Source organism: Janthinobacterium sp. 1_2014MBL_MicDiv, assembly GCF_001865675.1.
Lineage (GTDB): Bacteria > Pseudomonadota > Gammaproteobacteria > Burkholderiales > Burkholderiaceae_D > Janthinobacterium.
The window spans coordinates 1,704,445-1,724,202 of record NZ_CP011319.1 but is presented as its reverse complement, the minus strand read 5'-3'; the positions used below and the strand labels follow the sequence as shown (position 1 = coordinate 1,724,202).

The 19,758-nt window shown below is 63.7% G+C and carries 21 protein-coding genes; 7 read left to right on the top strand and 14 right to left on the bottom strand.

Annotated features, from left to right (window positions below):
- Positions 1-82: 82 nt before the first annotated feature.
- Both YQ44_RS07675 and YQ44_RS07670 read right to left on the bottom strand, forming a co-directional pair.
- Positions 83-1,339 carry a DEAD/DEAH box helicase gene (locus YQ44_RS07675; protein ID WP_071322872.1) on the bottom strand — a complete coding sequence of 419 codons (1,257 nt, stop codon included), beginning with the start codon at positions 1,337-1,339 and terminating at the stop codon, positions 83-85.
- A gap of 183 nt (positions 1,340-1,522) precedes the next feature.
- Positions 1,523-2,581: an Lnb N-terminal periplasmic domain-containing protein gene (locus tag YQ44_RS07670; protein ID WP_198043885.1), complete on the bottom strand. Its 1,059-nt coding sequence runs from the start codon at positions 2,579-2,581 to the stop codon at positions 1,523-1,525.
- A gap of 31 nt (positions 2,582-2,612) precedes the next feature.
- Here YQ44_RS07670 and YQ44_RS28730 point away from each other — a divergent pair, with 31 nt between their 5' ends.
- From YQ44_RS28730 to motA, 4 genes are all read left to right on the top strand, one after another.
- Positions 2,613-2,852, top strand: coding sequence for a hypothetical protein (locus YQ44_RS28730; protein WP_156894726.1), 240 nt, complete (start codon positions 2,613-2,615; stop codon positions 2,850-2,852).
- 24 nt (positions 2,853-2,876) lie between these two features.
- Entirely contained in the window at positions 2,877-3,581 is a 705-nt protein-coding gene (locus YQ44_RS07665) for a hypothetical protein (RefSeq protein WP_071322871.1), read from the top strand.
- 264 nt (positions 3,582-3,845) lie between these two features.
- Entirely contained in the window at positions 3,846-4,202 is a 357-nt protein-coding gene (locus tag YQ44_RS07660) for a glyoxalase superfamily protein (RefSeq protein WP_071322870.1), read from the top strand.
- 164 nt (positions 4,203-4,366) lie between these two features.
- Positions 4,367-5,230, top strand: coding sequence for a flagellar motor stator protein MotA (gene motA, locus YQ44_RS07655; RefSeq protein WP_071322869.1), 864 nt, complete (start codon positions 4,367-4,369; stop codon positions 5,228-5,230).
- Between the two features lie 15 nt (positions 5,231-5,245).
- Here the strand turns inward: motA and YQ44_RS07650 are convergent, their stop codons facing one another.
- From YQ44_RS07650 to YQ44_RS07640, 4 genes are all read right to left on the bottom strand, one after another.
- Positions 5,246-5,644, bottom strand: coding sequence for a VOC family protein (locus tag YQ44_RS07650; protein WP_071322868.1), 399 nt, complete (start codon positions 5,642-5,644; stop codon positions 5,246-5,248).
- Positions 5,645-5,931: 287 nt separating this feature from the next.
- Positions 5,932-6,366 carry a hypothetical protein gene (locus YQ44_RS28725; RefSeq protein WP_156894725.1) on the bottom strand — a complete coding sequence of 145 codons (435 nt, stop codon included), beginning with the start codon at positions 6,364-6,366 and terminating at the stop codon, positions 5,932-5,934.
- A gap of 136 nt (positions 6,367-6,502) precedes the next feature.
- Positions 6,503-8,320: a DUF4153 domain-containing protein gene (locus YQ44_RS07645; protein WP_156894724.1), complete on the bottom strand. Its 1,818-nt coding sequence runs from the start codon at positions 8,318-8,320 to the stop codon at positions 6,503-6,505.
- Between the two features lie 90 nt (positions 8,321-8,410).
- Entirely contained in the window at positions 8,411-8,848 is a 438-nt protein-coding gene (locus YQ44_RS07640) for a hypothetical protein (RefSeq protein ID WP_071322866.1), read from the bottom strand.
- Between the two features lie 82 nt (positions 8,849-8,930).
- On the opposite strand from YQ44_RS07640, the gene YQ44_RS07635 reads away from it, so the two are divergent.
- A complete protein-coding gene (locus YQ44_RS07635) occupies positions 8,931-9,314 on the top strand; it encodes a MerR family transcriptional regulator (RefSeq protein WP_071326326.1) in 384 nt (127 codons plus the stop codon).
- A 28-nt stretch (positions 9,315-9,342) separates the two neighbouring features.
- Positions 9,343-9,732 (top strand): DUF4952 domain-containing protein, encoded by a 390-nt coding sequence (locus tag YQ44_RS07630; protein ID WP_071322865.1) that lies wholly within the window; start codon positions 9,343-9,345, stop codon positions 9,730-9,732.
- A gap of 58 nt (positions 9,733-9,790) precedes the next feature.
- Here YQ44_RS07630 and YQ44_RS07625 read toward each other — a convergent pair whose 3' ends face one another.
- The 4 genes from YQ44_RS07625 to YQ44_RS07610 all read right to left on the bottom strand — a co-directional run bounded on the left by YQ44_RS07625 (position 9,791) and on the right by YQ44_RS07610 (position 14,091).
- On the bottom strand, positions 9,791-10,432 hold the full coding sequence (locus YQ44_RS07625) for a choice-of-anchor C family PEP-CTERM protein (RefSeq protein WP_071322864.1): 642 nt from the start codon (positions 10,430-10,432) through the stop codon (positions 9,791-9,793).
- 227 nt (positions 10,433-10,659) lie between these two features.
- On the bottom strand, positions 10,660-11,958 hold the full coding sequence (aceA, locus tag YQ44_RS07620) for an isocitrate lyase (RefSeq protein ID WP_071322863.1): 1,299 nt from the start codon (positions 11,956-11,958) through the stop codon (positions 10,660-10,662).
- A 355-nt stretch (positions 11,959-12,313) separates the two neighbouring features.
- Complete coding sequence (gene rraA, locus YQ44_RS07615; protein ID WP_071322862.1) at positions 12,314-12,808, bottom strand: ribonuclease E activity regulator RraA; 495 nt, start codon at positions 12,806-12,808, stop codon at positions 12,314-12,316.
- A gap of 32 nt (positions 12,809-12,840) precedes the next feature.
- Entirely contained in the window at positions 12,841-14,091 is a 1,251-nt protein-coding gene (locus YQ44_RS07610) for an MFS transporter (RefSeq protein WP_071322861.1), read from the bottom strand.
- A 130-nt stretch (positions 14,092-14,221) separates the two neighbouring features.
- Here YQ44_RS07610 and YQ44_RS07605 point away from each other — a divergent pair, with 130 nt between their 5' ends.
- Positions 14,222-14,992: an AraC family transcriptional regulator gene (locus tag YQ44_RS07605; protein WP_083411692.1), complete on the top strand. Its 771-nt coding sequence runs from the start codon at positions 14,222-14,224 to the stop codon at positions 14,990-14,992.
- Between the two features lie 127 nt (positions 14,993-15,119).
- Here YQ44_RS07605 and fliD read toward each other — a convergent pair whose 3' ends face one another.
- The 4 genes from fliD to alr all read right to left on the bottom strand — a co-directional run bounded on the left by fliD (position 15,120) and on the right by alr (position 19,747).
- The gene (gene fliD, locus YQ44_RS07600; RefSeq protein WP_071322859.1) at positions 15,120-16,505 is read right to left on the bottom strand and encodes a flagellar filament capping protein FliD; all 1,386 of its coding nucleotides are present in this window, start codon (positions 16,503-16,505) and stop codon (positions 15,120-15,122) included.
- Between the two features lie 242 nt (positions 16,506-16,747).
- Positions 16,748-17,008, bottom strand: a complete 261-nt coding sequence (locus tag YQ44_RS07595; protein ID WP_232251300.1) for a PilZ domain-containing protein — start codon at positions 17,006-17,008, stop codon at positions 16,748-16,750.
- 191 nt (positions 17,009-17,199) lie between these two features.
- Entirely contained in the window at positions 17,200-18,576 is a 1,377-nt protein-coding gene (radA, locus tag YQ44_RS07590; protein ID WP_071322857.1) for a DNA repair protein RadA, read from the bottom strand.
- Positions 18,577-18,655: 79 nt separating this feature from the next.
- The gene (gene alr, locus YQ44_RS07585; RefSeq protein ID WP_071322856.1) at positions 18,656-19,747 is read right to left on the bottom strand and encodes an alanine racemase; all 1,092 of its coding nucleotides are present in this window, start codon (positions 19,745-19,747) and stop codon (positions 18,656-18,658) included.
- Between the last annotated feature and the right edge of the window lie 11 nt (positions 19,748-19,758).

The following is a 19,758-nucleotide window of genomic DNA, read 5'->3' as shown; positions in this document are numbered from 1 at the left end:
ATCCCGTTTCATTGCCGTATGGAACGACCATCTTAGTCCGGGATGGCCAGCCGTTCAAGCGGCTAGCGCACATAACGATGATTTAGTTGTCGCCTGCCGCTGCCTTGGCCGCCGCTTCGCGCAATTTATCCTTCTTGCTTTTGCGCGCGCCCTTCACGCCGCCGTTGACCGTGTCCGTCACGGCGCTGACGGGCGTGGGCAGCTCCGTCGGCTCGAAGCCGGCCACCACTTCGCGCACGATGCGCAAGTCGTTGCGGTTTTCGATCAGGCGGAAATGCGCTTCCGTATCGGCCGTGATGAAACTGACGGCCGTGCCGCTCTCGCCGGCGCGGCCCGTGCGGCCGATGCGGTGCGTGTAGTCGACGGCGGAACGGGGCAAGTCGTAGTTGACGACGGCCGGCAGCCCGGCGATGTCGATGCCACGCGCGGCCACGTCGGTGGCCACCAGCACCTGCAGGCGGCCCGCCTTGAAGTCGGCCAGCAGCTGGCTGCGCGTGCCCTGGCTGAATTCGCCGTGGAAGGCGCCCACGTGCAGGCCCGCGCGCTGCAGCTTGTCGGCCACGTGTTCGGCCGCATACTTGGTGGCGACGAATACCAGCACGCGCTCCCACTGCTGCTGCAGGATCAGGTAGCGCAGCAGCTGCGTGCGGCGCGGCACGTCGACCGTGATGGCGCGCTGCACGATGTCGGGCTTGTCCTGCGGTTCGGACGCCACTTCGATGCGCACGGGCGCCGTCAGCAGGCTGTCGGCCAGCGCCTGCACGCTGTCGGGGAAGGTGGCCGAGAAGAACAGGTTTTGCCGCTGCAGGGGCAGCAGCGCCAGAATCGCGTTGATTTCCTCGGCAAAACCCATGTCGAGCAGGCGGTCGGCCTCGTCGAGCACGAACAGCGACACGCCGCCCAGTTTCACGGCATTTTGCCGCACCAGGTCCAGCAAACGGCCCGGCGTGGCGACGACGATATCGGCACCGCCGCGCAGGTCCATCATCTGCGGGTTGATCGAGACGCCGCCGAACAGCACGGAAATCTTCAGCTTGACGGGCAGCGGCTTGGCCAGCGCATGCACGGTCTGCCCCACCTGCGCCGCCAGCTCGCGCGTCGGCACGAGGATCAGCGCGCGCACCTGGCGCGGGCCGGAAACGGGCGCCATCAGCGCCTGCAGCAGCGGCAGCGCGTAGGCGGCCGTCTTGCCGGAACCCGTCTGGGCCGCGCCCAGCACGTCGCTGCCGCGCAGGATGGCGGGAATGGCGGCCGCCTGGATGGCCGTCGGCGCGGCATAGCCGGCCTTGTCGACGGCACGGACCAGGGCGGGAATCAGACCCAGTGAGGAAAATGGCATAGCGGGCCTTCTTGTCTATTCGTAAAGTGAGACCGGCCGCGAAAGGCGGCCGGTCGGGATATGGCGACAGTATAAAGCAAGGGTAGGCCTAAGCTGACAAAATGCTCGGGGCCAGGCGCCATGCCGCAGACAGTACGCTAGGACGGCAAGGCATGGGCAACGACGCCCTGGGCATTTTGTCGCCTACTGCCTGGGCATTTGCAGCTTCGGATAACCAGCGTCATCGTAGCCCGGCATGCCGCGCCGGATCGAGTGCGAAAAGTCGGGATCGTCATTCGCCGCCCGCGCGCGCGCCGTGACGTGGCCCCCTATGCGCAGCTGCTGGAAGCTCAGGCCCGGCACCAGGCCCTTCACGTCGAACAGGTAGCGGTCCAGGTAGCCGGAAGCCAGCAGGCGGTAGTCGAGCGGCAGGCCAGGCACGATGCGGCGCACCATCTCGAAGACGATGGTGGTGCAGTTGGCCGTCAGGGTGTTGTAGAACTGCGGCTGGCGCTTGAGCGACTCCGCCTCGGCCAGGTAGGCGAGAAACAGCGAGCGCATGGCCGCCTTCGGCATCATCACGCGGTACAACTGCATGTCCTCGCCCCGTGCATTCGTGCGCACGCGCAGGATGTCGCGCTCGTCGGCCGCCACCAGGCTCATCTCGAAATGCTTGAAGAAGCCGCCGATGGCGGAAAAGCTCTCGCCCTTTTCCTTGCGGATTTCGATGGAAAACGTCAGGAAGCGTCCATCGGCAAAGCCGAACGAGATCAGCGTATGCGCGATATAGGGCCCGGTCCAGTACGACAGCGCCGCGTCGACCGTGCGCAGCTGGTCGAGGTCATAGCTGCGCTGCTCCCACTTGACCGTGTAGTCGTCGTCGCTGCGCCAGTCGAAGTTGCGCACGTTTTCCAGCGTGACCATATTGCCCTTCAGCGTGCCCGTCACGTTGCGCGCCACGTCGTCGGCCCAGACCCGCTCCTGCTTCGGCGCGATCAGGCTCCACCAGACGAGCAGCAGCACGAAGCCGGCCGCATACGGCAGCAGCACGCGCGCGTCGCCGCGCAACCACCACAGGGCCACGCTGGCCACGCCCAGCGCGCCCCACAGCAGCGCACCGATGCCTTGCGCGGCCACGCCGCCGGACAGCTGATACCACAGCGCCAGCGCGCCCCACAGTGCGGTCAACAGGAGAATCAGGGTAACGGCCATTTTGCCGACGGTGCCCAGCACGGAGCTGGCACCTTGTGATAAGAAAGTCATGCTCTCATTATAGGGGCAAGTGAAGCCATGCATGATTTCGGGCGTGCCCGGCCTGCCTTGGGACAGCCATGCCATATTATTTCGATGGCATAATGATTTCTTTTACAATCAATTGCACCTGCGCATGCAACTCCATGGCCTTTCCATCGTCGAGGGTCGGAGCCGTCCCCTCCGCGAAGGGCCGGAACTCGAGCTGCACAACGACTACGGCTGCACGCATATCGACTGTCGCATCGCCGAGCAGGGCATCAGGCAGCTACCAACACAATAACCGCGACAACATTCAGGTGACACCTTGCAGCATCCAGCGCTCTACGCCCTTGCCGGCAGCCTCAACTCCCTCTTCATCGTCGTCAGCCTGTATGGGCTGTGGTCGCAGCTGCAAAAAATCTGGCGGCGCAAGCACGACGCCAGCATCGGCGCCGGCAAGACGACGGACATCCTGTCGCTCAACCAGTTCACCGTCAGCTTCCTCGCCTACTGCGCCTTCTTCGTGTACGGCTATTCGATTACGCCCTTCAACCACTACATCGTCTGGCCGCGCCTGATCGCCTCGCTGATCGCGCTGGGCATCCTGTATGAAATCGAGCGCGACCGGCGCAGCGCGGCGTCGCGCCGTGCGCTGCTGGCCTGCGCCCTGCTGCTGTGCGCCGGCGTGGCGGGCCTGCTGTTCGGTCCCACCTTCACCGATGAAAAACGCGTGATGTCGCAAAGCCTGATCGTCGCCGTCACCGTGCTGCTGGCGCAGGGCTACGCGCACCAGATCGGCCTGATCTGGCGCTCGGGCAAGACGGGCGCCGTATCGCTCAAAATGAGCCAGTTCATCCTGGCGATGGATGTCAGCACCATCTTCTTCGCCTGCGTCATGGGACTGTCGACGGGCTGGCCCTTGCTGCTGCTGGCCTGCGTCAGCGCCGCGACCAAGCTCATTATCATGTGGCTGTTCCGCTGGGAGAAGACCAGCGCCGCCGCGCAGCTGAAACGCCAGGCGCCGGCCTGACGCCAGGTAACGCCCAATACATTATGGCGATTGCTGACTTGCATCAGCGGCGCTGTGCAAGGTGGCCGACCAGGCTTGCCTGCTGCTGGCAGCGGGCGCCTTGGCGGGAGTACTGTTCATACCGGGGCAGTACCGTTACGCAGGCGCGGGACTTGTGCCGCGCAATCCCTGCTGCGCCATCCGCTTCTGCTCTTCATGAATTCACAATCATTTCCTGGGGATTACTTAGAATGGCGGCATCACCCCCTTGTTGAAAGCCCCGCCATGCAAGCTGCCATTCCCATCCTGCGCATCTTTTCCGAAGAAAAAGCGCGCGAGTTCTACCTCGATTTCCTCGGTTTCACGCAGGACTGGCAGCACCGCTTCGACCCCACGGCGCCGCTGTACCTGCAGGTGACGCGCGGCGACCTCGTGCTGCACCTCAGCGAGCATTACGGCGACGCCACGCCAGGGTCGGCGCTCCTGATTCCCGTCGACGACATCGCCGCCCTGCACGCGGAGCTGCAGGCGAACGATTATCCGTATGCGCGGCCCGGCATCCGCGACGAGGACTGGGGCCGCATCCTGGAAGTGGCCGACCCGTTCGGCAACAGGCTGCGCTTCTGGCAAAGGACGGCTTAAGCTTGCCGCCCGCGCCGGCCCGGCACCGAGGCCGGCACCGGCCCGCCAAAGTGCGCGCTTTTATCAATTTTCTCAGCCAGCAGTTGCAGCCGGACTCGGCCAATGCAGGCAAATCGGGTTAAACTACAATATTGCGATATGGCAATATTATGAAGGAGTAGGTTTTGCTAGTCATACTCGGATTTCTCGTCGTGCTGTTTTCCGTCTTCGGCGGCTTTGCCATGCAGGGCGGCCATCTGGCGGCCCTGTTCCAGCCGCTGGAGCTGCTGATGATCGGCGGCGCCGCACTCGGCACTTTCTTTGTCGGCAACGACGCCAAGGCCATCCGCGCCACGTTCGCCGCCCTGCCCACCCTGTTCCATGGTGCGCAATACACGAAAGCGCGCTATATGGAGCTGATGGGCCTGATGTACGAAATCCTCAGCAAGATCCGCAAGGAAGGCTTGATGTCGGTCGAGGACGATATCGACGACCCCTACCGCAGTCCCATCTTCGTGAAATATCCGTACACGCTCGGTGACGAGCACATCCTGGAATTCATCACCGATTACCTGCGCCTGATGGTGTCGGGCAACATGGACGCCTACCAGATCGAAAACCTGATGGATAACGAGATCGAGACGCACCATGAAGATGCGGAAATGCCGATCCAGACGATTTCGCAGCTGGCCGACGCCATGCCCGCCTTCGGCATCGTCGCCGCCGTGATGGGCGTGGTGCACACGATGGCGTCCGTCGGCTTGCCGCCGGCCGAGCTGGGCGTGCTGATCGCGCAGGCGCTGGTGGGCACCTTCATCGGCATCCTGCTGGCTTACGGCTTCATCGCGCCGCTGGCCAGCCTGCTGCGCCGCAAACACCATGAAACGGCCAAGATGTACCAGTGCGTGAAAGTGACCCTGCTGGCCAGCCTGAACGGCTACGCGCCGGCGCTGGCCGTGGAATTCGGCCGCAAGGTCATTTCCGCCACGGAACGTCCCTCGTTCAGCGAACTGGAAAACCACGTGCGCCAGGTGCGCACGAAGAACTGACCCGGCCGGTTCGCCTCAGGCTTCCGGCGCCGTCCAGACCAGGTTCCACAGGTGGCCATCGATATCCTCGAAGCCCTGGTCATACATGAAGCCATGGTCTTCGGGCGGATGCGGTATGCGGCCACCGGCGGCCGCGGCCTTGGCGATCAGGCTGTCCACCTCTTCCCGGCTTTCGCAACTGAGACATATGACGACTTCATTGGCTTCCTTGGCGTTCGCGACCGGCTTGTCGATCAGGGACTGGAAGAAGGGTTCGGTCGTCAGCATGGCCTGGATGGCGCCGTCGACGATGTTCATGAACGCCGCATTCTCGCCGCTGAAGCGGGGATCGAAGGCAAAGCCGAGAGCGGAAAAAAAGGCCCTGGATTTGTCCAGGTCCTTCACGGGCAGGTTGAGGATGATCTGTTTGTTCATGGCGCTTCCCTGATCAAGGTGGAATGGGCAATCGGCGCGTCATCGCTGCGACGGGTGACGGCACACAAAATCGACACGCTGACGAAAAAATAGCTCCTCTAGAATATCAATAAATAATGACAGTGTAAAAAGCGACGGTGAAAGCGTCTAGTGAACTCGTGGCGATTCAGAACTGGATGCTCAGAATTTATGATTGTTCCTGTTGTGTCTATTTTTACCATGCCTATCGCTACTCGACGCGGTTTCATTATCTTTCGTCCGTCCGCTTCTGGCCGGCGGCAGCCTCTCTAGTCGAACGATCCTGCCTGCAGAGGGTCAGTGATTTCAAAGGAAGTCCGATCATCTCTATCCTGGATGAGTACTGTCAATCCGCTTTCGAAGACAAACGCTACCACACTACCTTTGGCGGTCGCGCTAGCTACGCATGACACAAGACGTTGCCCAACAATCTTGAGTTCATCAGCCAGATCCACGTACTCAGTCCACGGCGCCTCTGCATTCCACGGAAGAAATTGCCCTTCAAAGCTGCGCCAGAATACGCATCGAAATTCAAAATAAAGACGAAACCAAGCTCCGTTGAATTTTAAGTAACTTACATTCGCGGGCACAGGCGGTTCACCTTTGATATGCAAAGACTCACAGACGAAGCCCTCACATATCGATTCCGTCCAATCTGGCACGCTTCCATTAATTGTCAATTCGAACTGCTCTGTTTGAGTCATCGTGTTTCCAATGCGCTTGCCGTGATCGTCCGCTCCTGGCCGATAACGGACGGCCGGAACGGCCCGATGCACGAAGTTATTTCCTTCATGACAAGCAAGCAGTTCTGCCAGTCGCGCCACCTCCCCTCGCTGCCATTTACAGGCCCGGCGCCGTCTCATCCGGGCAGCTGACCTCGTCTTCCTGCGTATATAAGGTCATCGGCACGCGCTGGCCGTCGACTTCCAGCTCGCGCACCTTCGGCGGCACCAGCTGGAATTGGCCGGCCTGCAGCTTCTCGCGCAGGGGCTTGCAGCGCAGGGCGTCCGTGGGGATTTGCCCGCGCGCATGCCAGCTGCCGTCGTCCTTCTCCGCCAGCAAGACCGACGAGGCGCGCGGGTCATTGCTGATCAGCAGCACATCCTGCTTGCCATCGCCGTCGAAATCGAGCAGGTAGGCGTCGCACTGCGGCCCTGCCCGCTTCAAGCAGGCGGGCAGGCGCCAGGCCGGGCCCACTTGCGTCCAGTCCTGGCGCAGGAAACTCTCCGGCAATTTCGCCGTCGCCGGGCGCAGCGTCAGGTTGATCGACACGTCGCTCAGGGCGCCCGTCTCGTCGAGCCGGTTCTGGCGTTTGAGCATGGCGTCGGCGCGGGCCCGCACGACGGCAGCATCGGCGCCCGTCGTGCGCGTCTTGAGTTCCTGCAAGGCCGCCTGGCCATAGCGGGCGCCCTGGAAGCGCAGGTATTCGAAGTCGAACTTGTCCACGCTCACCTTGCCGCTGTCCAGCCGCGCCATCTGGCTGGCCACGGAAATGCGGGCCGGGTCGGCCAGCGGCGAGAACAGCGCGAACAGCACCAGCAGGGTGACGCAGGCGGTGGCGACGTTGACGTTGGCGATCAGGTGCAGCCAGTCGCCATACTTGCTGGCGGCCCAGGCGTAGCCGACGGCATAGCAGCTGGCGATCAAGAGGCAGGCGGCGGCGATCAGGCGGTCGGCCGTCCAGCCATGCGACATCACGCGCAGGGTCAGCGCATAGATGGCGATGCCCACCACCCACGGCAGCAGCAAACAGGCCAGGCGCGTGCCGAGGCGGATGCCGCGCGCCACGCCATGGCCCACTTCGCCATTCTGGAAAGCGGCATTGATCAGCACCACCAGCACGCCGGCCATGCCCAGCAGCACGGACGCCGCATGGCGCGTGGCCCACAGCCGTTCGAAGCCGATGAAGGGCAAGGTCAGGAGGAAGCCGGAGACGAGCACGGCGGCGATTGGCACCAGCCACGACAGCAGCACCAGCAGCAGGGTGCGGATGCCGCGCACGATGGACGGGCGCACGTCGGTGATGTGGATGGCGAAGGAAAAGGCGAAACAGATGACGGGAATCACGAACCACGCCTGGCCCAGCAACTTTTTCAGGAAGCTCAGCTTGATCAACAGGAACAACTGCCCGCCCAGCCACAGCACCAGCCACAGACCCAGCACGAACAGCAGGGAAAACAGCAGCTGGATGCCCAGCTTCCAGGCGATCTCGAAATACGTGGGATAGCGGGCGATGCGCTGGCCATCCTGGGCGCTGGCCAGCACCAGCGCATGGGCGATATAAAAGCCCACCACGCAAAAGCCGAACAGCTGGGCGGAAATCACGCGCAGCGGCGCACCGGGCTTGTAATTGCCCCAGATCACGTGTTCGGCGCCGCGCGCCACGTCGTGCCAGGCCAGCACGGCCAGCACGGCGGCCGCGCCCACCATCCACAGCACGATGCGCTTGAGCGACATGTGGCCCAGGCTGGACACCAGCAGCACGGGCAATAGCAAGCTGATCAGCATCAGCGGCCCCAGCAGGTAGGCTTCCGTGGCGGGCCACACCTTGTCCTGCGCCGTGCTGTACAGCCAGTACAGCAGCAAGCCTTGCAGCAGGCCCGTCACCAGGCGCGTCACCGCGATGCGCGGCGCCACCACCGGATCGAGCAAAGCCATGTTTTTTCCAGCGGCGTCCTGCTGCATAGTGCATCCTTTATCAGTCGTTCATTGCCATATTTCACGACGCATTATTGCATTTCGTTATCGTCATCTCAACAACGATTCGTGCGCCGCCCCTCCCCGCGTGGCCCCGCGACGGTGCAGCGGCAGGCTCTGCGCGAGGCCCCAGGCCAGTTCCGGCACGATGAACAGCCACAGCACGGGCTGTCCCGTCACCAGCAGCGCCCACGCCATCCACAGGGAAAACAGGTAGCGCGCCGCCGCGTCATAGCGGCCCAGGCGCGGCTGCGGATCGACGATGCGCAGCATGGACCAGACCATCACGACGCTGCTCAGCAAGCTGCTGATGAGCAAATGGAACGGCTCGAAGACAGGCAAGGGCACGCCGCCCAGGCGCACATTGACGGTGCTCAGGTGCTCGTGCAAGAGCAGGAACGTCCACGGTGTGGCAAACGCGGCCGTCATGAATACGTCGTAGATGGCGCTGGCGCGCACCAGGCGGCGGAAGGCGGAAAGGGACAACATGGGGCACTCCTGTCAGTGTAAAGCGCCCATGATCAGGGCTGGAGTACACTCCATGGTCAAGCATTTTATGAAAGAACATCCCATGCAGATCGGCGAGATGGCGCAGGCGACGGGCTTGAGCCGCGACACCCTGCGCTTCTATGAGAAGCGCGGCCTGCTGCGCGCGCGGCGCGGCGCGAATGGCTACCGCGACTATCCGCCCGAGGCGGCCGACTGGCTGCGCTACCTGCGCACGGCGCAGCAACTGGGCTTTACCCTGGCGGAAATCGAGGCCGACATGCCGCTGCTGGCGGCCAGCGGCGACCCCGCCACGGCCAAGCTGCTGCGCGCGGCGCTGGCGCGCAAGCTGGACGATATCGACGCGCGCATCGCGGGATTGACGCAGTTGCGCGGCGAACTGGCGCGGCGCCTGGAGCCGCAGGCGGCCGCATGTCCATTGCGGGGAGGCGATCTTGGCGGGAATTAAATAGGCTGCCGGGCTGCCGCCCTCGCTGTTGCTATCGGGCGCGGGCGGTGCGCAGGACGCCGAACCGGCCTGCGGCGACGTGCTGGCCTGGCCGGGCCGGAAGCCCGCGCATCTCGTCTGCCAGGGTTGCCAGCAGAATAGGCAACGCCAGGACCAGCCGTTCGAGGTGCGCTGCCAGGTGGAGGACCAGCATGCGCTGCAGGCGGAAGCGTATCTGCGGCGCGCCCATGGCTTGCCCAAGCTCCAGCGCTATTGCTGCATGTGGGACAGCACGCCCCATTCCTGGCGCGACCGCCGCACGGGCTACGGCTACGTGCTGCTCATGGCTACGGGCGAAACGCCGGTCAGGACGCGCGCCGCCTGGCCGCGGATCGGGAACGTTGTCGTGCGGGCCGACGGCTACGCGCAAGGCCCCTGAAAGACAAAAACCGCCTGCGCGATGCGACAGGCGGTGTTGACGTGGGGCAAAGCCGGGATTAGTTGGCGGCCTTGCGGCGGCGCAGGAAGCCCATCAGGCCCAGGCCAGCCAGCAGCATGGCGTAGGTTTCCGGTTCCGGCACGGCGGCCATCACGGCCACATTGTCGATCACGGCGCCCGAGTAATTGTCGAACGGCGTGCCGGCCTTGGCCGCGCTGGCAAACGACAGCGTCGCCAGGCCCGTGGAGGCGGCAGTGAAGCTCAGGCTGTTGCTGTACAAGGTATTCGAGGCGCCTGCCGTCGAGTAGAAATCCTGCGCCACGCCGCCAAAGCTGACGGCCACGCCCTGGCCTGCCGGACCGTTCGGATTGCGCGCCATGTCAAAGCTCAGGTTATATGTCTGGCCGGCCACGACGCTGAAGCTTTGCGACAGAAAACCGGGGCCTGGCGTGCCCAGCAAGTCGATGCTGTAGCCGTCGATGGCGTTGTAGGCATTGCGGATCAGGTCGACCGAGGAAGCGCCCACGTTCCAGCCCGTAATCGCGGACGAGCCGCTGTTGACGACCTGGAAGCCGCTGGCAAACGTGTAGCCGGGCGCGACGGTTTCGAAGTCGCCATTCGTGATCAGGTTGATGGGGCTGGCGCTGGCGGTGCCGGCTGCAAACAGGGCAAGGACGGCGGCGATGGCGGTGATTTTCATGGTGTGATTTCCTTGCCTTTTTGATAATTAAGTTACCTTAAGTGAAATCATATCTCAGCTTTGATGAAAATCAAAGAACTTTGCAAAAGAATATTGAATTTATCCAAATTGCAACACTCGTTTCAAGCCGCGGACGAAAAAAAGCCACGGCGTCCATCGTCCGCCGTGGCTTTCCCGTGGGCGGAGATGTGCCTCCCCTGCCCGTCTCCTCCTGCCTGCGATAACGGTCAGGCCACCTGCTTGGCCTCGAAAAACTGCTCGTCTTCCGTCGAGCCGTGCAGGGCCGTCGTCGAACTTTGCCCCTGCTGGATGGCCTGCGTCACGGCGTCGAAGTAGCCGGTGCCCACTTCGCGCTGGTGCTTGACGGCCGTAAAACCCTTGTCGGCCGCCGCGAATTCCGCTTCCTGCAATTCCACGAAGGCCGACATCTGCCGGCGCGCATAGCCGTGGGCCAGGTTGAACATGCCGTAATTCAAGGCGTGGAAGCCGGCCAGCGTGATGAACTGGAACTTGTAGCCCATGGCGCCCAGTTCCTTCTGGAATTTGGCGATGGTGGCGTCGTCAAGGTTTTTCTTCCAGTTGAACGAAGGCGAACAGTTGTAGGCCAGCATCTTGCCGGGGAACTTAGCATGCACGGCGTCGGCGAACTTCTTCGCAAACGCCAGGTCGGGCTTGCCCGTTTCGCACCAGACGAGGTCGGCGTACGGCGCATACGCGAGCGCGCGCGCGACGGCCTGGTCGAGGCCCGCGCGGGTCTTGTAAAAGCCTTCCACCGTGCGCTCGCCCGTGCAGAAGGGGCTGTCGTTGTCGTCCACGTCGGATGTCAGCAAATCGGCCGCCTCCGCATCCGTGCGGGCGATGACGAGGGTCGAGGTGCCCATCACGTCGGCCGCCAGGCGCGCCGCCGTGAGTTTTTCCACCGCTTCGCGCGTCGGCACCAGCACCTTGCCACCCATGTGGCCGCATTTCTTCACGGAAGCGAGCTGGTCTTCAAAGTGCACGCCAGCCGCACCCGCGTCTATCATGGCCTTCATCAATTCATAGGCGTTCAGCACGCCGCCAAAGCCCGCTTCCGCATCGGCCACGATGGGCGCGAAGAAGTCGACGTCGTCCTTGCCTTCCGACCATTGAATCTGGTCGGCGCGCAGGAAAGTGTTGTTGATGCGCTTGACGACAGTGGGCACGGAATTGGCCGGGTACAGCGACTGGTCCGGATACATTTCACCGGCATTGTTGGCGTCGCCCGCCACTTGCCAGCCGGACAGATACACGGCTTTCAAGCCCGCCTTGACCTGCTGCATGGCCTGGTTGCCCGTCAGCGCGCCCAGCGCATTGACGAACGGTTCATGCTGCAGCAGCTGCCACAGCTTGTCCGCGCCGCGCCGCGCCAGCGTGTGCTCGACCTGCACGGAGCCGCGCAGGCGCACCACGTCCCCGGCCGTGTAATTGCGTACCACGCCTTGCCAGCGCGGATTGCCGTCCCAGTCTGCCTGCAAGGCTGCTGCCTGCTCTTCACGCGTTGCCATGGTGTTTCTCCTATCGACATGCCAGGTTGGAAGGACGTCCGTTGAGTAAATCATAGGCTGCTTTGCGCGCCGCAGCAACAGTCTTATATAAGACATATAACTTAAAATTTTACATATGAAATCAATTGCTTAATGATGATTTTTCAGGATGCGGAAGAGTATTTCTCTGCATGGGACAGCCACGGGCGTCCCGCCAGTCACGCCATTGCGCCATGTGGAATGCCATCCACGGTGATGAAAAGCGGCGCCTGCCACCAGCATAGCGTCCAGCTCGCCAGTGGATTTGTGCGGCGACAAGCGGCGCAAAAAAAACGCGCCCGAAGGCGCGCATGGCGGATGACAAGATGTGTCCCGCTTAATCGAGTTGCTGGCGCGCCACGAGGATGCCGTCCGCATCGGCATAGATCCAGTCGCCCGGTTGCACGGTCACGCCGCTGACTTGCACGCGCACGTCGCGCTGGCCGGCGCCCGTCTTGTTGCTCTTGCGCGGATGCGTGGCCAGGGCCCGCACGCCGATCTGGCAGACCTGGATTTCCTCGCTGTCGCGGATGCAGCCGTCGACGACGATGCCGGCCCAGCCATTGCTGTCGGCCAGCACGGCCAGCTGGCCGCCCACCAGCGCTCGGCGCAGGCTGCCGCCGCCGTCGATCACCAGCACGTGGCCCTGGCCCGGCGTTTCCAGGGTGCTGCGCACGAGGGCGTTGTCCTCGAACACTTGCAAGGTGGTGGCGGGGCCGCTGAAACGCACGCGCTGGCCGAAGGCGCGGTAGACGGGCGGCAACACGGCCAGGGTGCCGTCGTCCAGCATGGCAGCATGGTCGTCGCACAGGTCGGTGGTGGCAAAAGTCATGCTTACTCCCTCAGTGACAGATGACAACGATTCTATGCCTTTTGCAGCGCCGCGGCACGCGTTTTACCGCCCACGCCGACGGCCGTGGCAATGGCCAGCGCCTGGAACACGCCGATGAAGACGAACAGCAGGGCCGGATGGTTGCCATCCATCAGCGCGCCAAAGAACAGGGGGCCGACGGCCAGGCCGCTGTCGAGACCCGAATACACGACGCCATACACGCGCCCCGTGGCATTCTTCGGCGCCGCCGCGCGTATCATCAGGTCGCGCGACGGCCCCGCCACGCCCGAGGTCAAGCCGATGGCGCCCATCAGCACGACGGCGCCCCAGGCCGGCACGACGGCCATGGCCAGCAGCACGGCCAGCAGCGCGGCGGCGGAAAAGGCGATCGCCACGTTGCGGTCCGGCTGCTTGCTGCGCGCGCCGACGATGCCGCCGGCCAGCATGCCCACGGCCGAAGCCAACATGTAGGCCGTATAGGCGCTGGTGGCCAGCGCCAGGCTCATGCCATACAGCTTGACGAGGGCCACGCTGGCAAAGCTCTGGATGCCGCCCAGGGCGATGGCGGTAATGAAGAAGAAGGCAAAGCACATCCACACGGCGGGCAGGCGTAAGAAGTCCAGCGTGCCTTCGCCACCGGCCGGCTGGCCCGGCGCGGCCTTCTTCAGCGGCTCGGGGCGGATGGCGTGGCGGTTCAGGAACAGGACCAGCAGCACGGCGAACGGCAGCACGGCCGCGCATTGCAGCGCCACCCGCCAGTCATAATTTGTAGCGACATACGTCATGAACAGGGGCGCCAGGGCCCAGCCGATGTTGCCGCTGATGCCATGCACGGAAAAGCCGTAAGCCACGCGGGCCGCCGAGACGCGCTGGTTGAGGATCGTGTAGTCGGCCGGGTGGAACACGCTGTTGCCCATGCCGGCCAGCATGGCGCCCAGCATCAGGGCCGCATAGCTGTGGGCCGTGGACAGGGCCAGCGCCGACACGCCCAGCAGGAAGACGCCGGAAAACAACACGGCGCGCGCGCCGAAACGGTCGACGACGAAGCCGGCCAGCGCCTGCCCCACGCCCGAGATGATGAAAAACACCGTCATCAGCAAGCCCAGCTCCGCATACGACAGGCCGAATGCGGGTTTCAGCCAGACGAACAGGGCCGCAAGGATCAAATGGTAGAAGTGCGACACGCCATGCGCCAGGCCCACCAGGGCGATGACGCGCGCGTCGCTGCGCAACGATGGTGGCACATGCGGCGGCAGGTGCGTTGCCGAGTTTGTTGTTATCATGTCATACCCTGTCTTATACTGGTGAAGCTCAAGTGTATGCAAAATACCATCGTCTGTTTTCCGACAGAACGACATAATTTATCGAATTAAGGCCAAGCTGATGGGTATACCTATCCTCCACCATACTCGCATGTGTCCGCCACGGGAGGCGCCCAGCGCGACCATCCCCGTGACCATGATCGCGCGCGACCTGCAGCCCGATGAATTTCTCTTGCCGCACACCCACCCCTGGGGCCAGGTCACCATGGCGCTGGAAGGCGTGCTGCGCATCACGGCCAACAACAGCAGCTGGGTGCTGCCGCCCATGCGCGCCATCTGGATCGCGCCGAATGTGGAACATGCCGTCACGATACTGGAAAAAACCCGCTTGCGCCCGCTGTGCATCCATGCCGCGCGCGCCCCGTTCACGGGCAGCGACTGCAAGGTACTGGAAGTGTCGAGCCTGCTGCGCCAGCTGATCATGGCGCTGGAACAACTGGATCCGGGCCAGGAACCGGCGCGCGAAGCGCTGCTGGCCGAACTGATACTCGATGAATTGAAGCGCTCGGGCACGCGTCCCATCCGCGTTCCCTTGCCCAGCGACAAGCGCCTGAAGACCCTGTGCGACAGCCTGATCGACAAGCCTGGCCTGAACCAGACGCTGGAACACTGGGCGCAGCTGGTGGGCGCCTCGGAGCGCACCCTGGCGCGGCTGTTCGAACGGGAATTGGGCATGAGTTTCGGCCAGTGGCGCCAGCAGGTGCGCCTGGCGCACGCGGCGCCGCTGATCGCGCGCGGCGTGCCGCTGTCGCAGGTGGCCGAAGAGCTGGGCTACGCCAGCCAGTCGGCCTTTTCCGCCATGTTCAAGAAGACTTTCGGCAGTTCGCCGTCGGCCTTCTTTGCCCAGGGCGACAGGATATGAGTAGCGCAGCAGCGCGCCGATACGGCGCTCAGGGCAAGGCGCGTCGCCGCAGTCCTTAGCCTGGCACGCAAGGCGGCGTGCGCGGCCATGGTGATTTTAGCCGCACCCCAGGCCGGCCAGCGCGCGCTCAGGCCATGAAGTCGAAGAGCGAATTCTTGCCGGTATAACCGGGCAAGGCCGAATTCAAGCCCATCTGTTCCTGCGCCGAATACGCTTTCACCAGTGCCTGCGCCTGCGCCGTCAACGCCTTCGCCAGCACGGCTTTCTTGTTGGTGAGGGTGGTGATTTCCTTGCCCACCGTTTGCACTTCCTTGCGGATGATGCTCGTTTCGCCCGTCAGCTCGCCGATCTTGCTCGCGAACTGGTCGGCCACGCCCTTGCCGTTATTCGTAAACAGCTTGCTGACGGCATCGGGATCGGCCGCGATGGCCGCCTTCAGCTTTTTCTCGTCGAGCACCAGCTCGCCGCTCTTGCCCAGGGTCACGCCAGCGCTGCCGAGAACGGAGGCGGGCACGCCCGTGCTGGCCGTGCGCAGCACCTGTTCCATCTGCGAACGCACCTGGCCCAGCGCCGTATCGGATTTCAAGTCGCCCTGCTGCAGGCTCTGCAGCTTGCTGTTGAGTTCATTGTAGGCGGTGACGAAACTGGCCACGTTGCTGGCGATCTGGCTGCTGTCCTTGGCAATGACAAGGTCCGTCGTGCCCTTCTTCTTCAGTTCGATGGTGGCGCCTTCGATGGCCGTCGTCAGGGTGTTCGTGGCGCTCTTGACTTCCTTGCCATCGACGGTCAGCAGCGCGTCTTGCGCGGCCACCGTCTGCTGCATGCCCTTGGCCGAGCCCGGCGCATACGCGAGCAGGTTGCTGACGGCCGCGTCGCCGGCCACGCTGATGCGCATGCTGCTGTCGGCGCCGCTCTTGCCGTTCAGCGCCAGCGAATAGCCATCCGGTCCCTTGACGACGCTGGCGTCGATGCCCTGCTGCTTGAGCGCGGCGGCGATGCCGTCCAGGCTATTGTTGCTGCTGTCGATGGTGAGCGAAATGATCTTGCCGCCGCCGGGCGTGAATTGCTTGCCGTCGACCGTGCCCAGTTCGATCTTGACCAATGCCGGCGCGCCCGTGCCGATCGGCGTCGTCGACGACTTCTGCGCCCCGCTGAGCAGGGTCTGGCCCTGCGCCAGCTGCTTGACGTTCAGCTCGTGGCTGCCGCTGGCGGCCTTGTCGGTGGTGGTGGCGCTGAGCACATCCTTGGCGCTCGGCGTGGCCGAGGTGGCCAAGCCGCTGCCGGACATGTTCTTGGCCACGGTCTGGAATTTCGCCAGCGCCGACTGCAGCTGGCCCAGGCCCGAGAACTTGGCCTGGTCGCGCGCCAGCGAGGCGTTGAGCTTGACCACGCCCGTGTTCTGCGACTGCATCTGGCGCTCGACCTTGGCATACACGTCGGCCGAAATATTGCCCTGCGTGGTCTGCTGCGTATTGTTGGTGTAGGCCCTGCTGTTGATAGTCGAATTAAACATGGTGGCTTTTCATCCGGTGAGGGGGTGCGCCCACGGATCGGCATGACCGTGCGCGGCGTCGACAAGAGATGAGGCGGCAAACGCTCATGCGCGGCAGCGTCGTCTCTACTGATTGATAATTATGCAGCATGGCCAAAAGATCAAAACAGCGAGCAGAGCCATGTTTACCGCAGTGCATTGCCTTTGCACCATTTTAGCGCATTTCTACAGCGCCGCCGCTTGTGCGCAGGCCGATGGCGCGGCTAGCGCATGAACTTGGAAATGGCGCTGCTGACGGCCATGTCCAGGTGCTGGAAAGTGAGTCCCACCTTGAAACCGGCACTGCTGAAAATGCAATGCGACACGGACGTGCGCGCCTCGATGATATGCGCCTTGCCATCGTAAAACAGCTCGAACAGCACCTTGCCCTGCTTGCCTGTCGGCACCGGGTCGGCCACGACGGCCGACATGCCGCCCGGCCCCACGTCGAGCGTGCGCGCCGCCACGGGGCCCGCGCCATCCATCACCAACATTGCCTTGGCACGCAATATCTTGCGTGCGCCCTGCCTTTGCTCAACTGACACTGTATTCCGCTTCTCTATCAATTCATGGTCGACGCGGATTCACGAGGTGAATCCATCGGACAAATATTATAGTTCTAAACGGAAATTTAGTTTGACTTGTCTCAAGCTTGGCATTTAAACCATACCAACTTTTACTCGTGGTCGCGCAGCTTGTTGAACGCTTCGTCGATGCGCTCCACGCCGATGACCTTGATGCCGTCGATGGCTTGCTTCGGCAAGTTCGACTTGGGCACCACGGCCAGGGTAAAGCCCAGCTTGGCCGCTTCGCGCAAGCGCTCCTGGCCCCGCGGCGCGGGACGGATTTCGCCGGCCAGGCCCACTTCGCCAAACACGACGAGCCCGCGCGGCAGCGGCTTGTTGCGCATCGACGAGTTAATCGCCAGCAACACCGCCAGGTCGGCCGCCGGTTCCGTGATCTTGACGCCACCGACTGCGTTGATGAAGACATCCTGGTCGAAGGCGGCGATGCCCGCATGGCGGTGCGCCACGGCCAGCAACATGGCCAGGCGGTTTTGTTCGAGGCCGACGGACAGGCGGCGCGCATTCGGCAAGTGGCTGGTGTCGACGAGGGCCTGGATTTCCACCAGCAGTGGACGCGTGCCTTCCTGCGTCACCATCACGCACGAACCCGGCACCTGGTTGTCGTGCTGCGACAGGAACAGGGCGGACGGGTTCGACACGCCCTTCAAGCCCTTTTCCGTCATGGCGAACACGCCCAGCTCATTGACGGCGCCGAAACGGTTCTTGATGGCGCGCACGAGGCGGAAGCTGGAATGGGCGTCGCCCTCGAAATACAGCACCGTGTCGACGATGTGCTCGAGCACGCGCGGGCCGGCCAGCGCGCCCTCCTTCGTCACGTGGCCCACCAGAATGATGGTCACGCCCGTCTGCTTGGCCGCGCGCGTGAGCTGCGCGGCACACTCGCGCACCTGCGCCACGGAACCGGGCGCCGAGCTGAGGGCGTCCGAATACACGGTCTGGATCGAGTCGATGACCACCACTTCCGGCTTCAGGTCGGCCAGCGTGGCGAGGATCTTCTCGAGTTGGATCTCGGCCTGCAGCTTGAGTTCCTTGGCGTCGATGACGAGGCGCTTGGCGCGCAGGGCGATCTGCGCGCCCGATTCCTCGCCGCTCACATACAGCACGCGCTTGTGGTGCGACATGTTCGCCAGCGCCTGCAGCAGCAGGGTCGACTTGCCGATGCCGGGATCGCCGCCGATCAGCACGACGCCGCCCGCCACCATGCCGCCCCCCAGCACGCGGTCGAATTCCTCGATGCCCGTGCCGAAACGGGGTACGTCGATGGCGTCGATATCGTCGAGCGACAGCACGGGCGCCGTCTGCGCCAGCGACATGTGCTGCGGATTCGAATAGCGGTTGTTGCCGCCCGTCTCGGGCACGGTTTCCACCATGGTATTCCACTGGTTGCACGAGGTGCATTGCCCCATCCATTTATTGCTGATGGCGCCGCAATCGCTGCAGGTGTAGATGGTCTTGACTTTTGCCATGGTGTACTTTGCCCGGTAAGGTGAAACTGCTGTCTATATATACAGTATATACAAACAGCGCCTTCGCGTCACTGTTGCCTCACCCTTCGGTCACGGGCACGCGCGGCGCCAGTGCGCACATCAGCTCGTAGCCGATGGTGCCGGCGGCCAGCGCCACCTCGTCGATCGGCATGCCCTGCCCCCATAAGGTCACGCTGCTGCCCACCCGTGCGCCGGGCACGGGCGTGAGGTCGACCATCAGCATGTCCATCGACACCCTGCCGATGAGCACGGTGCGCACGCCGTCGACCAGCACGGGCGTGCCCTCGGGCGCGTGGCGCGGATAGCCGTCCGCGTAGCCGCAGGCCACCACGCCCACCTTGACGTTGCCGGCCGCCTCGTAGCGGCTGCCATAGCCGACCACCTCGCCCGCGGCGATATCCTGGATGCCGATGATGCTACTGCGCAAGGTCATGGTGGGCAGCAAGCCGAATGCCTGCGCCGACGTGCCGCCGGGGGCGCCGCTGGGCGTGCCGCCGTACAGCATGATGCCGGGGCGCACCCAGTCGCTGTCGAGCCGGTGCAGCAGCAAGCCGGCCGAATTGCACAGGCTGCGCGGCAAGGGCGTGCCTATGCTGGCCGCGCCCGCCTCGAAGCGCAGCATCTGCTGCGCCAGCGGCATGCGCGTGGGCGCCGCTTCGTCCGCATTGGCGAAATGCGTCATCAGGGTGATCGTGCCGACATGCGGCATGGCGCGCAGGCGCGCATACGCGGCGGCCACGGCCTGCGGGGTGAAACCCAGGCGGTTCATGCCCGTATTCATTTTCAGCTGCACGTCGATGGGCCGCGGCAGGCGCGCCGCTTCCAGCATGGCGATCTGTTCAACACAGTGCACGCTGCCGCTCAAGCCGTACTGCGCCATGACAGGCAAGTCGCTGGCGTCGAAAAATCCTTCCAGCAGCAAGATGGGCTTGGTCCAGCCCAGTTCGCGCAAGCGCACGGCGTAATCGACCTCGACCAGCGCCAGGCCATCGGCGTGCGCAAAGCCCCGCATCGCCCGCTCCAGGCCATGGCCATAGGCATTCGCCTTCACCACGGCCCAGACCTTCGCGCCTTGCGCGCAGGCGCGGGCACGCGCCAGATTATGTTGCATGGCATCGAGATGGATGGTGGCGATCAGGGGCCTGGGCATATGCGTCGTTC